At 32.3% G+C, this 15,962-nt stretch carries 11 protein-coding genes; 6 read left to right on the top strand and 5 right to left on the bottom strand.

The features are described from left to right. Positions 1 to 67: 67 nt before the first annotated feature. A complete protein-coding gene (locus AAON49_RS08010; RefSeq protein WP_349553976.1) occupies positions 68 to 1,129 on the bottom strand; it encodes an acyl-CoA reductase in 1,062 nt (353 codons plus the stop codon). Positions 1,130 to 1,199: 70 nt separating this feature from the next. On the opposite strand from AAON49_RS08010, the gene AAON49_RS08005 reads away from it, so the two are divergent. Continuing rightward, positions 1,200 to 1,550, top strand: coding sequence for a 4Fe-4S dicluster domain-containing protein (locus AAON49_RS08005; protein ID WP_349553974.1), 351 nt, complete (start codon positions 1,200 to 1,202; stop codon positions 1,548 to 1,550). 68 nt (positions 1,551 to 1,618) lie between these two features. On the opposite strand, the gene AAON49_RS08000 is transcribed toward AAON49_RS08005, so the two are convergent. Then, positions 1,619 to 4,291: a TonB-dependent receptor gene (locus AAON49_RS08000; protein ID WP_349553972.1), complete on the bottom strand. Its 2,673-nt coding sequence runs from the start codon at positions 4,289 to 4,291 to the stop codon at positions 1,619 to 1,621. 205 nt (positions 4,292 to 4,496) lie between these two features. On the opposite strand from AAON49_RS08000, the gene ychF reads away from it, so the two are divergent. The 3 genes from ychF to AAON49_RS07985 all read left to right on the top strand — a co-directional run bounded on the left by ychF (position 4,497) and on the right by AAON49_RS07985 (position 6,964). After that, positions 4,497 to 5,588: a redox-regulated ATPase YchF gene (ychF, locus tag AAON49_RS07995; RefSeq protein WP_349553970.1), complete on the top strand. Its 1,092-nt coding sequence runs from the start codon at positions 4,497 to 4,499 to the stop codon at positions 5,586 to 5,588. Between the two features lie 66 nt (positions 5,589 to 5,654). After that, the gene (locus AAON49_RS07990) at positions 5,655 to 6,452 is read left to right on the top strand and encodes a DUF6597 domain-containing transcriptional factor (RefSeq protein ID WP_349553968.1); all 798 of its coding nucleotides are present in this window, start codon (positions 5,655 to 5,657) and stop codon (positions 6,450 to 6,452) included. 62 nt (positions 6,453 to 6,514) lie between these two features. Further along, positions 6,515 to 6,964 (top strand): DUF6265 family protein, encoded by a 450-nt coding sequence (locus AAON49_RS07985; protein WP_349553966.1) that lies wholly within the window; start codon positions 6,515 to 6,517, stop codon positions 6,962 to 6,964. A gap of 374 nt (positions 6,965 to 7,338) precedes the next feature. Here the strand turns inward: AAON49_RS07985 and gcvT are convergent, their stop codons facing one another. Beyond that, the gene (gcvT, locus tag AAON49_RS07980) at positions 7,339 to 8,424 is read right to left on the bottom strand and encodes a glycine cleavage system aminomethyltransferase GcvT (protein ID WP_349553964.1); all 1,086 of its coding nucleotides are present in this window, start codon (positions 8,422 to 8,424) and stop codon (positions 7,339 to 7,341) included. Between the two features lie 145 nt (positions 8,425 to 8,569). Between gcvT and AAON49_RS07975 the strand changes: the two genes are divergently transcribed. Next, on the top strand, positions 8,570 to 10,201 hold the full coding sequence (locus AAON49_RS07975; RefSeq protein WP_349553963.1) for an aminopeptidase P N-terminal domain-containing protein: 1,632 nt from the start codon (positions 8,570 to 8,572) through the stop codon (positions 10,199 to 10,201). A 34-nt stretch (positions 10,202 to 10,235) separates the two neighbouring features. Here the strand turns inward: AAON49_RS07975 and AAON49_RS07970 are convergent, their stop codons facing one another. Both AAON49_RS07970 and lysA read right to left on the bottom strand, forming a co-directional pair. Then, the gene (locus AAON49_RS07970) at positions 10,236 to 12,548 is read right to left on the bottom strand and encodes a type IA DNA topoisomerase (RefSeq protein WP_349553962.1); all 2,313 of its coding nucleotides are present in this window, start codon (positions 12,546 to 12,548) and stop codon (positions 10,236 to 10,238) included. A gap of 146 nt (positions 12,549 to 12,694) precedes the next feature. Continuing rightward, a complete protein-coding gene (gene lysA, locus AAON49_RS07965) occupies positions 12,695 to 13,903 on the bottom strand; it encodes a diaminopimelate decarboxylase (protein WP_349553960.1) in 1,209 nt (402 codons plus the stop codon). Between the two features lie 199 nt (positions 13,904 to 14,102). Between lysA and AAON49_RS07960 the strand changes: the two genes are divergently transcribed. After that, positions 14,103 to 15,959, top strand: coding sequence for a DNA topoisomerase IV subunit B (locus AAON49_RS07960; protein ID WP_349553958.1), 1,857 nt, complete (start codon positions 14,103 to 14,105; stop codon positions 15,957 to 15,959). Positions 15,960 to 15,962: the final 3 nt, after the last annotated feature.

Genomic DNA, 15,962 nt, shown 5'->3' with positions numbered 1-15,962 from the left:
GAGTTGTTGCGTTGTTTTAACAAGTGGCAAATTTCCTAATTTTTAATGGATAATAAAGCAATTACGCTCAAATTGTGGATAAAAAATGTAAAGTGTTGATACCATCTGCATAGTCCCATAATTCTGGATGTTGAGTTTGGCCAAATTTCACTTCGTTTTCTATAAAGTTATTGGCAACAATACATTGAATATTTTCTGCGTCTTGTTGTAATTTAATCTTTAAATCTAAAGGGTTTTCGTAATATTCATAAAACACGCTAGCAATGGGTGATGCATAGCTTTCATCTTCTTTGATCATTAAGAATCCATTCTCCAAAATATCAAACTCACTCATTAAATACACAGCTTTATTATAATCGTAGTTATTGGCGTATTTGGCATTGTTGATAATTTCATTTTTTTGATACATTCCTTTAAAAAAGGCATCAAAATCAAAGTTTTTTGGAACAAATAATTTAGAAACACTCCTACAACCCAATCCGAAATAACGGAAAACATCTTCACTCAAATTCTCGAAGTCATCCTGAGTTTCATTTCCTTGTATAACAGCCACAGAGTTTCTATTTCTTCTTATAATGTTCGGTTTGTCTTTAAAGTAGTACTCAAAATATCTTGCGGTGTTATTACTTCCTGTGGCAATTACAGCATCATAGTCTTCTAATTTTTCTTCAGTAAAGGAGATTTGTCCTTTAAAAGATTCATTGGCGTATTCTAAATACTTAGCAAGAAAGGGTAGTAAGTGTTTATCATTTGAAGATTGTTTTACGAGAACAGAATGTCCAGCAATAAGAACAGATAAAAAATCATGAAAACCAACGAGAGGAATGTTTCCTGCCATCACAATTGCAACTTTTTTAGAGTTGTTTTCCTGAATACTTTCATTGGAGATCCATCTTTCAAGATTTTCTTTCTGTAAAGCTTTGCTCCAGTTTTCTAAAGAGAATAAAATATTTTCTTTTGTAAACCAAGTATTGCTTTCTTCAGCTAGTTTTATTTGATGTTTGAAACCATCAAAGAAGATTTCATTATTAAGAATTTCTTCTTGCTTTTTTATCTCTTTTCTCGAAAATTGGTTTAAAAATTTACCTAATTCGGAAAAAGTGTTAATTCTACTTTGAATACTACTCATTTCTTTTGGTTACTACTTTTTTAGCGCTTATTTTTGCGCAGCAAAGTTACACAAACTAAAGCGAATAACGATGGCGATAATTATAACTGATGAGTGTATAAATTGCGGGGCTTGTGAACCCGAATGCCCAAATACAGCAATTTATGAAGGAGCTGATGACTGGAAATATTCTGACGGTACTGATCTTTCTGGAAATATTGTATTACCTAACGGAAATGAAGTAGATGCTGATGAGGAGCAAGAACCTGTTTCTGATGAAATCTATTATATAGTTGTAGATAAATGTACAGAATGTAAAGGTTTTCATGAAGAACCACAATGTGCGGCTGTATGTCCTGTAGATTGTTGTGTGCCAGATGAAGATAATGTAGAAACAGAAGAAGAGTTATTGGCGAAGCAACGTTTTATGCACGATGATTAAATAATATATGATATAAAGAAAAGGCCGAACTTTTAAAGTTCGGCCTTTTTTATGGTATGTATAAATGATTAGAATTTGATAGTTACTCCAGCATTTACAATAGTTCCGTTGAATCCAAATTGATTTACTTCCCATGGATATCTAAAACGACCTCCAAGATCAGTTACAAAATCACCTTTTGTATCAATTTCATCAGGATATACGTTGAATAAATTATTTATAGATACATTTCCTGATATCTTATCAGAAAAGTCATAGTTAATAATAAAATCAGTAACAATTTTTCCAGCAAAAGTTTGATCATATGCAGCATCATCTATTGGAAGAGCAGAACCTCCAGGTCCTAATGGAGCTCCGTTTAAACCATTGTTAGAATGCTGCCAAGCAACTTCACCAAAATATGTATTGTTAAAAGAGAAAGTCCATTTAGAAAGATTATAATCAAACCCTAAAAGGATTTTAGATTTTGGTCTAGCAGATGTGATTCTCGATTGTTCTTTACGGTTAAAAATTTCATAACCATTTGCTGCTAATAGAGATGGAGTTGCAATTTGCCCTTCTATTTTAGTTTCATTGAAATTAGCAGCAAAATTAACATCAAGTGTATTTTCACCAATCTCAATATTTCTGTAATTAGCAACAAAATCTACTCCTGTTGTTTTTGTATTTACAGCATTTACAAAGAATTTTAAACTTGTAATATCATTATCTGATAAGATTTGTTCTACTGGGTTTGTTGGACTTCCTGGCGATCCGTTGATATATCCAATCTCTCCAGTAAATAAAACTCTGTCATCAACTTTTACATTATAGAAGTCTAATGATAAAGAAAATTTAGGCTCAGGTTTGTAAGTAATCCCTAGAGTAAAGTTTTTAGAAGTCTCAGCAGTTAATTGCGGAACTCCTAAGCCACTTCTAATAATAGGGTCAACGTTGTTGAAAGTACCTTGGTTAGAAACCGTACCGCCAGAAATTAATGTTTGAACATTACTTAAATAAATTTGATGTAATGATGGGGCTCTAAAACCTGTACTATAAGATCCTCTAATAGCGCCTTTGTTTCCTAAAGAATATCTAGAGCTAACCTTCCATGAAGTATTACTACCAAAATCACTAAAGTCTTCATATCTAAGTGCTCCAGTTAATAAGAAACTAGTAGTTGGTTCCCATTCTACATCTACATAACCTCCAAAACTACTTCTAGACTCATCTACTACATTAGATGGTTGTAATCCTGGAAAAGATTGTACTCCACCACCTACATAAGATTCCTCTTGCCCAGCAACAGCCTCAAAATTTTCAATTCTTATTTCAGAACCAAATCCTAAGCTTACTTTATCAAAATTTCTTGAGACGTCTAGGTTAGCTAGTGTATTGCTAAATCTATAACCACCTACATCAAAAGAAGTTGGACTAGCAGCACCCAATGCAGGATTAAGACTATTATTTACTTCATAATCAACTGAGTTTTTCCCATAAGTAGCACTTAAATCTATATTGAATTCACCAGATTTCCATTTAGATCCTAATGTAAAGTTTACATCGTTTACGTCTGTTTCAAAAGTAGGTTGGAAACCTTGATATACTGTAAAGAATTGATGTAATAAGTTATGTGGATCTGGAACCCAGTATGGAGCTCTATACAAAGCAAAACTCTTACCGTATCTTGTAGTAATACCACCAAAAGAGTAAAATTCTCCTTCTCTGTTGCTATAAGGGAAAGCAGCATTGTAAAATAGATCAGTTTTATTTAATTCAGGTTGACCTACTGTCATTCCTAAATCAGGATTTTGAGCCAACCAATCTCCCCAAATAATATTATCAGCAGCAACACCAAATAAAACATCTTCTCCGGGAGTACCAGCTCTATTGGTTTTTTCCTGAGAATAATAACCTAAACTTAAGTTTACAAAACCTCCATTTTGTCCAACATTAAATGCTGTGTTAAAATCGGCTCCATAATTAAATCCGTCTCCTTCAGTTGTTACTCCAGAATTTACATTTATAGTAGAATATTCTACATTTCTTTTCAATACCATATTAATTACACCCGCAATTGCATCTGATCCATATTGAGCAGAAGCACCATCACGAAGTACTTCTATTCTTTCAATAGCAGCAGCAGGAATACTCTTAAGGTCAACACCAACTTCACCTTTACCAGGCGTATCATTGATATACACTAACGCACTTAGGTTTTTACGTTTTCCATTTACAAGAACTAATGTTCTACTAGGGCCTAAACCTCTTAAATCAGCTGGGTCAAAATGAGCCGTTGCATCAGATATAGTTTGGTTAGTTGAATTAAAAGATGGGATTTTATAGGTTAGCATTTTATCGATTGTAGGTTGCCCAGTTGCTACCAAATCTCCTACGCTAACATTGTCGATTGGAACAGGAGAGTTTAAAATTGTTCTAGGTTTAGAACGGTTACCTGTTATAACAATTTCATTTAAGGTTTCGCTATCTGATAAAGTAACGTCGATTATAGATTTTCCATTGACACTAACTTCTTGTGTGCTAAAACCTACGTAACTAAAAACAAGAATAGCATTGTTTCCGACAGTAATGGAATATTTACCATTTTCATCTGTGGTTACTCCGTTGGTTGTTCCTTTTTCAAGAACATTTACCCCAAAAAGAGCTTCTCCATCATTAGCTTTTACAGTTCCGGAAACATTTACTTGCGCAAAAGTTCCCAATGCACTACAAAAGAATAATAGTAAAAAAAAATTTCTCATAATTGTAATTGATGTTTGGTTAGGTAGTAAATATATAAAAAAATAACAGTTGCAAATGATTAGTAATGAGATATTTATTTACATAAGCTAGTTTTTTTCATAGCTTTTTGCTATATGAATAAAAGTTTTCAATACAATTATTTGTCTATATCGTATTCTTGATGCGCTTGAAAATAGTATCTTTGCGGCTTTAAAAATCTAAGAGATGAAAGCTGGAATTGTAGGATTACCTAACGTAGGAAAATCAACACTATTTAACTGTCTATCCAATGCAAAAGCGCAAAGTGCAAACTTCCCTTTTTGCACTATTGAGCCCAATTTAGGCGTTGTAAATGTTCCTGATCCTCGTTTAGAGAAATTAGAAGAACTGGTGAATCCAGAGAAAGTTTTACCTGCTACTGTTGAGATAGTAGATATAGCTGGATTAGTTAAAGGAGCAAGTAAGGGAGAAGGTTTAGGGAATCAATTCTTAGCAAATATTAGAGAAACAGATGCTATTTTGCACGTATTACGTTGTTTCGATAACGATAATATTATTCATGTAGATAACTCTATAGATCCAGTAAGAGACAAAGAAACAATTGATATTGAACTTCAATTAAAAGATTTAGAAACAGTTCAGAAACGTTTAGAGCGTGTAAAGAGAACTGCTAAAACTGGAAATAAAGAAGCGCAAGCTGAATTAGAAGTATTGTTAAAAATAGAAGAAACTTTGTTAGAGGGAACTTCTGTTCGTGCTATAGAGTTCAATGAAAAAGAAGAGGAGTTTGTAAAACCATTACAATTTATTACTTCGAAACCTGTATTATATGTTTGTAATGTAGATGAAAACTCTGCTGTACCAGGAAATTCTTATGTAGATGCTGTAAAAGAAGCTGTGAAGCATGAAAATGCTGAAGTAATAGTACTTGCCGTAGGTACAGAAGCCGATATTACGGAATTAGAAGACTATGAAGAGCGTCAGTTGTTTTTAGAAGATATGGGCTTAGAAGAAGCAGGCGTGTCACGTTTAATTAGATCTGCTTACAAGTTATTAAGTTTACAAACTTATTTTACTGCTGGGGTAAAAGAAGTAAGAGCTTGGACAATTCCTATTGGAGCAACTGCTCCACAAGCAGCTGGAGTGATTCACACTGATTTTGAAAAAGGATTTATTAGAGCGGAAACCATAAGCTATGAAGATTATGTTACTTATGGAACTGAAGCTAAGGTGAAAGAAGCTGGAAAAATGCGAGTAGAAGGAAAGGACTACATTGTTCAAGATGGAGATGTAATGCATTTTAGGTTTAATGTCTAGAAAACTTATCAGATATAAAATAAAAATCCTGTTCCTAAAGAGCGGGATTTTTTGTTTCTTGTCTGTATGATATATGAGCAAGAATTTCCAAGAAAAGAACTAAAACCAATTATTCAAAAATTTTGGATAATTGATAGTGTAGAAGATGCTACTATTAGAAAGGAAAAAATCATTCCAGATGGATATCCAGAAATGATTTTTCACTATGGAGATCCTTATAAAATTAATATTTCAGGTACTTGGGAACAGCAAAGCAATCAGCTAATAGCTGGTCAAATTAGAAATCATTTTTTCTTGGAAAATATAGGTGTTTCTAGAATGTTTGCTATTCAGTTTCAACCTTGGGCTATTAAAGAATTATTTGCTCTTGAAATGTCTTCTATAACAGATCAAGTAATAGAAATGCCTAATCCTATAAAGAAAGCTATGAACTATGTAAATGGAGTAGCTACCAGCAGTTCTTCTTTTCAAGAGAAAGTAAGACTAATAGAAGAATGGTTCTTGAACATGAAGGTAAAACCTTTTAATTCTAAAAGGGATGCAGTACGTTATATTCATGAAAAAAAAGGATTAATTCAACTTCACGAGCTAGAAAACTTGTGCAAAACATCTGAAAGAACCCTAGAACGTTATTTTAAATCCTATGTTGGTCTTTCTCCAAAATTCTACAGCCGTATTATTCGTTTTTCATCTATTTTTAGATTGATTCAAGAAGGTGATATAGATTGGCAAGATATTGTATACAAGGCAGGTTATTATGATCAATCACATTTTATAAAAAATTTTAAAGAGTTTACAGGTGAAGATCCATCTCGTTATGGATTTTCAGAAAAGAACATGGCAAATTTCTTTTTGAAAAAATAGTGTCGGTTTCTTACAATTCTTTTTAAATCATGCCATTTACTTTTGAAGAAAAATCAAATCACATGAAACATATTAAAATCTTATTGGTATTACTTATTCTTCCCTTTTTAACTTCTTGTGAAAAGAACGAGTTGAAAGATGTTGAGTTTTTAGTTGGAACATGGAAAGTTGAAGGAAGAGAAAGTTATGAGTCTTGGGAGCAAATAGAAGGCAAGTTATCAGGTGAGTCTTATAAAATTAAAGAGGGAATTAAAAAAGTTTCAGAAAGTTTAAAAATAGAATCTAAAGACAATCAAATTGTCTATACAGCCACTGTTTTTAATCAAAATCAAGGAAAAGGAATTTCATTTGTTTTGAATACAGATAATAAACAATTATTTTCATTTGAAAACCCAAACCATGATTTTCCAAATAAGATTCAGTATAAAGTTCTCTCTGAAAAAGAACTAGAGGTACATGTGTTAGGGAATGATGGAAAAGGTTTTTCATATAAATTAATCAAAAAGGATTAAAATTCATCTAAGAAGTAGATCAAATCAACCCTATTTATTTTGTGGTAGGTTTTACATATTTAAATATAAACAATGTGAATGTGATAGTAATTTCACAAAGATTTGTTAAAGAATAATTAGTTGTGTAACTAGAGTTAAAAATATCAGTCTTAGTAGTATAAAAACATAAAAAAAATACTCTAAAATGATAACAGAAAATAAAAACATCAGAAAGATTAAAGAAGTAGCACCACAATCGAAAAGTTTAATTTGGAATACCAAAAGAAACCATAGCTATAAGAGTAGAATTAGTTTCTACAGTTAAATAAAAAACAATTGAATAAAAAAAGCGGCATTTATAAATGTCGCTTTTTTTATGCTGAAAAGATATAGTTTTACCCTTTGTAGAAAGGTAACTTTACAATAGTAGCAGGAATTTGTTTTTTACGAACTTGAATAAAAATTTCAGTTCCTGATTTTGTATGGGGTCTATTTACATATCCTAGCCCAATTCCTTTTCCTAAGGAAGGGCTCATAGTTCCTGAAGTTACACTTCCAATTAGATTTCCTTCAGCATCAACAATTTCATATCCTTGTCTTGGAATTCCTCTTTCTGTCATTTCAAAAGCCACTAATCTTCTGGTAATTCCTACTTCTTTTTGCGCTTTTAAATTGTCAGAATTCACAAAGTTTTTGGTAAACTTAGTAATCCAACCTAATCCAGCTTCAATAGGAGAAGTAGTATCATCAATATCGTTTCCATATAAACAATAACCCATTTCTAACCTTAGCGTATCACGAGCAGCCAATCCAATAGGTTTAATACCCCAATCAGCTCCAGCTTCAAAAACTTTGTTCCATACTTCTTCCGCTTGTTCGTTTTTTACATAGATTTCAAATCCTCCAGAACCTGTATATCCAGTCGCAGAAATAATTGCATGATCAACACCAGCAAAATCAGCAACTTTAAATTTGTAAAAAGGAATTTCAGCTAGATTAACAGATGTTAATGATTGCATTGCTTCAATTGCTTTCGGACCTTGAATAGCTAATAAGGAATAGTTATCGGACACATCTTTCAATTCAGCTCCAATACCATCATTGTGTTTGCTAATCCAATTCCAATCTTTTTCAATATTTGAAGCATTAACAACCAATAAATATGTTTCTTCCTTTACTCGATAACATATCAAATCATCTACAATTCCGTTTTGATCGTTTGGGAAGCAACTATATTGAGCATCTCCTATGTTTAATTTTGATGCATCGTTGGAGGTAACTTTTTGAATTAAAGTCAATGCATTTGGGCCTTCCACCAAGAATTCACCCATATGACTTACATCAAAAACCCCAACACCTTCACGAACAGTTTGGTGTTCTACTGTTACACCTTCATATTGTACAGGCATATTATAACCTGCAAACGGAACCATTTTTGCTCCTAAAGCTTCATGTACATGTGTTAAAGCTGTATTTTTCATTGTTTGTTTATTTGATGATTTGTGAAGGCAAATGTATTGAAAATTCAAAGAAAATCGTGTAGCTAAACGAAACCAAAAATTTTGTTAATTATTTTAACGAAGAGAGAATTAATAGTAGATTTGGTTTTCTCAAAAAAACCAATTCATGAAAAAATTATTTTCGTCACTTTTTATGCTGGCATTTATTGCCTTGGGTGTTGCTCAAGATGGAACTCCAACAGATTATTTATCTAAAGAATTTCACAAATCTAGAAGAGATCTTCTTAGGAGCAAAATGCCTAAAAATTCTGTTGCTGTTGTTTTTGCAAACCCAGTGAGAAATAGAGCAAATGATGTAGATTATGTGTATCATCAAGATCCTAACTTTTATTACTTAACTGGATACAGAGAACCCAATGCTGTATTGGTGATTTTTTCTGATGACCAAACTGATGAAAATGGAAATAATTACAACGAAGTAATTTATGTACAACAAAGAAATGCTAGAGCTGAGATGTGGAATGGGAGAAGATTGGGAACCGAAGGGGCAAAAAAACAACTAGGTTTTTCCAAAGCATATAACGGAATTGATTTTGTGAATTCTAAAATTAATTTTAAAGAGTTTGATAAAGTATTTATCGATGGTAAATTCAAGGATGATTATAGAAACCTAGGTGGCGGAACAGATATTTATGATTTGGTAGTTTCTTTTAAAGAAAAATCTGGTTACAATCCTGATAGCTATATTTCAAACGTGAAGAAATATTTCTATAGTCAAATCAAAGAAACTCCAGTAGAAAATAGAGCTAATGTTATTTCTGTAATTAAGAGATATGAAAATCAATATACAGAGCTAAAGAAAGATGCTATCATTCAGGGTTATATTAATGCTGCAGATGAAAAATTAGCCAAAGAAATGCAACAAAAGGTTGCTTTAGCAATGAAGCCTAAAACTAACGTTGATCTAGATTTTATGGGAGCTGCTTTGGCTGATATGAGAGAGATTAAAACAGAGGAAGAGATTAAGTTGCTAACTAAAGCTATCCGAATTTCAGCTGTGGGTCAAATTGAAGTAATGAAGGCGATGAAACCTCATATGTCTGAGACAGAGTTACAAGGAATTCACGAGTTTGTTTACAAAAAATATGGAGCTGAATATGAAGGATATCCATCAATTGTTGGGGCTGGAAATAACGGATGTATCTTGCATTATATAGAAAACAATAAAACCAAAGTAGGAAACGATTTGGTATTAATGGATTTAGGAGCTGAGTACAGAGGATATACAGCTGATGTTACAAGAACGATTCCTGCTAACGGAAAATTTACTCCTGAGCAAAAAGCTATTTATGATATTGTATATAAAGCTCAAGAAGCGGGTATTAAAGCAAGTGTTGTTGGAGCTGGATTTAACGCACCAAATATGGCTTCAAAAGCGGAGATTAACAAAGGTTTATTAGCATTAGGGATTATCAAATCTATTGATGAGAGACATAATTATTTACCGCATGGAGTTTCTCATTATTTAGGATTAGATGTTCATGACCCAGGAACATACAGTAAATTCCGACCTAACACTGTGATTACGGTAGAACCAGGAATCTATATTCCAGAAGGAAGCCCTTGTGATAAAAAATGGTGGGGAATAGCAGTTCGTATTGAAGATGATATCTTAATTACAGAAAAAGGACCTGTAAATCTTTCTGCTGAAGCGCCAAGAACTTCTGATGCTATAGAAAAGATGATGGCTAAACCAAGTGTTTTAGATGCTTTCTTACTGCCTGATTTAGATAAATAAAAAGAAAAATAAAAAAGCGCCAATCGGCGCTTTTTTATTGACTAATAATTTTAAAAACTAATTCTTTTGTTAATGGTTGCCCACTGGCAATTTTTTTAAGCCTTTCAAACGGAAAAATAAAGTCACAACCTTGTTTGTATTCAGAACAGCCGTAAGCCGATTTCCCTTTTAATATTGTTCCTTTTTGGCATTTAGGACAAGGAATTTTATCGTTTTGAGAATTCTCTACTCTTTTCGAAATAACAGATTCTTTCTTAGTTTCTAGTTTGATTGTATAGTTTTCATCAAAACGAAGTAAGCCTTCTACAGATCCCAATTCGGCTTTAAAACCTTTTAAATTTGTCGTAGAACCTTTTTCTAGCAAACGTACTATTTGATTCTCTGAAATCTTTTTTTCATAAATTTTAAAAGGTATTTTGAAAACACATCCTTCTTGATAAGCTGAGCAACCAAATGCAGTTTTTCCTTTCAATAAAGTACCCTTTTTACATTTTGGACAGATTTTGCCAGCAACTTGTTTTTTGGTTTTCTTTTTTGATGATTTTTCTTTTGTATCAATATCAATTGCAGATGTAGTGTGAGATATACGAACTTTGGCTTTACTAGAGCGGACTTCATATACCAAATCATCTACCATTTTTTTCATATTCTTGATAAAAGTTCCAGCATTAAATTCACCTCTTTCTATTTCTTTCAAACGCTTTTCCCATCTCCCAGTAAGCTCTGCAGATTTTAATAATTCATTATCAATTAATTCAATCAACTGAATTCCAGTTTGAGTAGGGACTACCAATTTCTTTTTTCGTTCTATGTATTTTCTTCGAAAGAGCGTTTCTATAATACTAGCACGCGTAGAAGGTCTACCAATTCCATTTTCCTTCATCAATTCTCTCATTTCATCATCATCAACTTGTTTACCAGCTGTTTCCATAGCTCGTAGCAAACTTGCTTCTGTATAATTTCTTGGAGGTTTGGTTTCTTTCTCTAAAAAAGAAGGTTCATGTGTACCTTTTTCACCTTCAATAAAAGAAGGAAGAGTTTGATTATCTTTCTTTTCATTGTCTTTTATCTTAAATACCACTCGCCAACCTTGAGTTAGGATTTCTTTTCCAGTTGTTTTAAAAGGAACTTCAGCAGCTTTAGCAAATACAGAGGTGTTTGACACTTCACTATCATCATAAAAAACAGCGATAAAACGCCTAGTTATTATATCATATACTTGTTGTTGATTGTACTGCAAATTCGCTTCAATCCCAGTAGGAATGATTGCATGATGATCGGTTACCTTGGCATCATCAAAAACCTTTTTTGTTTTTCTTATTTTCTTACCTAATAAAGATTGTGTAAGTTCACTGTACTTAGTGAGTCTTTTTAGAATATTAGGAACTTTAGGATATAAATCATTGGGTAAAAAAGTAGTATCAACTCTAGGATAGGTAACTACTTTCATTTCATATAATTTTTGAACAATCTTTAAAGTTTCATCTGCCGAAAATCCAAATTTATTATTACAATATACTTGTAGTCCTGTGAGGTCAAACAATTTAGGAGCATAATCTTTACCTTTCTTTTTAATTACAGAAACAATTTCAAAGTCAGCAGCTTTTACTTTTTCAGCTAAGATTTGTCCATCTTCTTTTTTGGTAAAACGCCCATCTTCATAATTAAACAAAGTGTTTTTATACGTAGTTTGCAATTCCCAATAAGGTTTTGGCTTGAAGTTTTGAATTTCTTGATAACGATTAACTAGCATTGCTAGGGTAGGAGTTTGTACTCTTCCTATTGACAAAACTTGTTTATAGCCGCCAAATTTAACTGTATATAAACGAGTAGCATTTAATCCTAATAACCAATCACCAATGGCTCTAGAATAGCCAGCATAATACAAATTGTCATACTTTTCTGAGGATTCTAAATTCTCAAAACCTTCTTTGATTGCTTCTTCTGTTAAGGACGATATCCATAATCGTTTTACTTTTCCTTGATAATTTGTTTGATTGATAACCCAGCGTTGTATTAACTCTCCTTCTTGTCCAGCATCACCACAATTGATAATAACTTCTGCTTTTTCAAACAAACTCTTCACAATATTGAATTGTTTTTGAATTCCAGAATCATTGGTAACCTTTGTAGAGAATTTTTCTGGAAGCATTGGTAAGTTGTTTAAATCCCAACTTTTCCAATGAGGTTTGTAATCTTTAGGTTCTAAAAGAGTACATAAATGTCCGAAAGTATAAGTAACGGCATAGCCGTTTCCTTCAAAGTAACCATCACGTTTTGTGTTGGCTCCTAGAATGTTAGCAATTTCTCTAGCAACACTAGGTTTTTCTGCAATACAAACTTTCATCTATTCATTTTGAATAGCGGAAATTAATAAAATATTTGAGAAGATTGACATAAATAAAAGAGCGCTTATAAAGCGCTCTTTTTTGGCAATCAACCAAAATCACCAACCAGATTTGTATTACCATTAATCAATTCAAATCTGGATTTTTATATTAGATCTACAACTTCTTGATTTTTTAAAATATCTTCAAAAGTTTCTCTTTTTCGAATCAAATAATCTTTTCCTTCATAAATCATTACTTCTGCTGGACGATAACGTGAATTGTAGTTAGATGACATAGAAAAACAATAAGCACCAGCATTATGAAAGCACAAAATATCTTCTTCAGAAATTTCAGAGATTCTTCTATTTGAACCAAAAGTGTCTGTTTCACAAATATATCCAACCACAGAGTAGTAACGATCTCTACCAGAAGGATTTGAAATATTGCTAATATGATGATATGAATCATACATCATTGGTCTAATCAAATGATTGAAACCGCTATCAACACTAGCAAAAACAGTTGAAGTTGTTTGCTTTACAACATTTACTTTGGCTAAAAAGAAACCAGCTTCGGAAACCAAAAATTTTCCAGGCTCAAACATCAATGTTACTTCTTTTCCTATCTCATCACAAAACTCATTAAAACGTTGCGAAAGTTGTACACCTAGCTGTTCAATATCTGTGCATATGTCTCCTTCTTTATAAGGAACTTTAAAACCGCTACCAAAATCTATAAAATCAATATTCTCAAATTGCTTAGCAACATCAAACAAAATTTCAGTAGCTCTGATAAATGTGTCAATATCTAAAATATCAGAACCTGTATGCATGTGTATTCCGTTAATATGCATTCCAGTATTTTCAACTACACGTTTGATATGAGGAACTTGATGAATGGAAATTCCAAACTTCGAATCTATATGACCAACAGAAATTTTACTATTTCCTCCTGCCATTATATGTGGATTGATGCGAATACAAACAGGAATGTCTGGATGCTTTTGTCCAAACAATTCCAAAATAGAAAGGTTATCTATATTAATTTGTACTCCTTTCTTAGCAACATTTTCTATTTCTTCTAATGAAACACCATTAGGTGTATATATAATCTTTTGTGGTTCGAAACCAGCTTCCAATCCTAATTGTACTTCTTGAATAGAAACAGTATCGAGACCTGAATCTAACTTCTTAAAATATTTTAAAATATTAATGTTTGATAATGCTTTTACAGCATAATTTAGTTGTAAGCTATTTACCTTATCAAAAGCCTTTGTTATTCTTTGGTATTGTAATGCAATTGTATCTGTGTTATACACGTACAAAGGACTCCCATATTTCTCTGTTAACTCTAATAAAATGTCTGATTCCATGCTGTCAATTTCAATACGAAAGTAGAAAATAATCCATCTTAAAAACAATATGTATTAAAATACAACAAATTGTTATTTTTTGTAAAAATATAATCATTCAGCTAGTGAAAACTCTGTTAATAACTAATGTTCATGGTCATTTTGATTTTTAACGAGAAATCCTATTTTAGCAACTACTTCAAAACTGCAGTTAGATTTTATGGCTCAAGAAACTAAGTATACTGAGGATAATATACGATCTCTAGATTGGAAAGAACACATCAGGATGAGACCCGGTATGTATATTGGGAAGTTAGGTGATGGTTCTTCGGCAGATGATGGTATTTATATTTTGGTAAAAGAAGTACTAGACAACTCAATTGATGAGTATGTTATGGGTGCTGGAAAGACAATTGAAATTTCTATACAAGGGAACAAGGTTACCGTACGTGATTATGGTCGTGGAATTCCTTTAGGTAAAGTGGTTGATGTTGTTTCTAAAATGAATACGGGAGGAAAATATGATTCCAGAGCATTTAAGAAATCTGTTGGGTTGAATGGAGTTGGTACCAAGGCAGTAAATGCATTGTCAACATATTTTCGTGTAGAATCTAATAGAGAAGGTAAATCTGCTTCAGCAGAATTTGAGCAAGGAAATTTAGTTAATCAAGAAAAGTTAGATGAAACCTCCAGAAGAAAAGGAACAAAAGTTTCTTTTATTCCAGATGAAAGTATTTTTAAGAACTACAAATTCAGAAATGAGTATGTAGCAAAAATGCTGAAAAACTATGTGTACCTAAATCCTGGATTGACAATTATTTTTAATGGAGAGAAGTATTTCTCAGAAAATGGTTTGAAAGATTTATTGGAAGACAACAATAATCAAGATGATATGTTGTATCCAATTATTCATTTGAAAGGTGATGATATTGAGGTAGCTATTACGCATAGTAAGACACAATATTCAGAAGAATATCATTCTTTTGTTAATGGTCAGCATACAACACAAGGAGGAACACATCAAGCAGCATTTAGAGAAGCTGTTGTAAAAACTGTACGTGAGTTTTATGGAAAAAACTTTGAAGCTTCTGATGTTCGTAAATCCATTATTTCCGCTGTAAGTATCAAAGTAATGGAACCGGTTTTCGAAAGTCAAACCAAAACAAAACTTGGGTCCACTGAAATGGGCGGAGGCTTGCCAACTGTTCGAACGTATATCAATGATTTTGTTAAAACAAACCTTGATAATTATCTGCATAAAAATGCAGATACAGCAGAAAAACTTCAAAAGAAAATACTACAAGCAGAAAAAGAACGTAAAGAACTTTCTGGAATTCGTAAACTAGCAAGGGAGAGAGCTAAAAAAGCCAACTTGCATAACAAAAAATTACGCGATTGTAGAGTTCACTTTGGAGATACCAAGAAAGAAAACTATTTAGACACCACATTATTTATAACAGAGGGTGATTCTGCTTCTGGATCCATTACTAAATCTAGGAATGTAAATACACAAGCAGTTTTTAGTTTAAAAGGTAAGCCTTTAAATTCTTATGGTTTGTCTAAAAAGATTGTATATGAGAATGAAGAATTCAATCTTTTACAAGCTGCTTTGAATATAGAAGATGGTTTGGAAGATTTAAGATATAACAACATTGTAATTGCCACAGATGCAGATGTTGATGGAATGCATATTCGTTTGTTATTGATTACGTTTTTCTTGCAGTTTTTTCCTGAGTTAATCAAAGAGGGACATTTGTATATTTTAGAAACACCTTTGTTTAGAGTAAGAAACAAGAAAGAAACGATATACTGCTATTCGGAAGAAGAAAAACAACAGGCAATAGATAAATTAAGAGGAAAACCAGAAATCACACGATTTAAAGGATTGGGTGAAATCTCTCCTAATGAGTTTGTGCATTTTATTGGAGATGATATTCGTTTAGACCCAGTAATGCTGGATAAAGAAATGTCGATAGATCAAATGTTGCAGTTCTACATGGGTAAGAACACACCAGACAGACAAAAGTTTATTATTGAGAACTTAAAAGTAGAATTAGATATTGTAGAAGAAGCGTGAAAA

The sequence above is a fragment of the Pseudotenacibaculum sp. MALMAid0570 genome (assembly GCF_040151415.1).
GTDB lineage: Bacteria > Bacteroidota > Bacteroidia > Flavobacteriales > Flavobacteriaceae > Polaribacter.
This window is presented reverse-complemented; position numbering and strand designations above follow the sequence as displayed.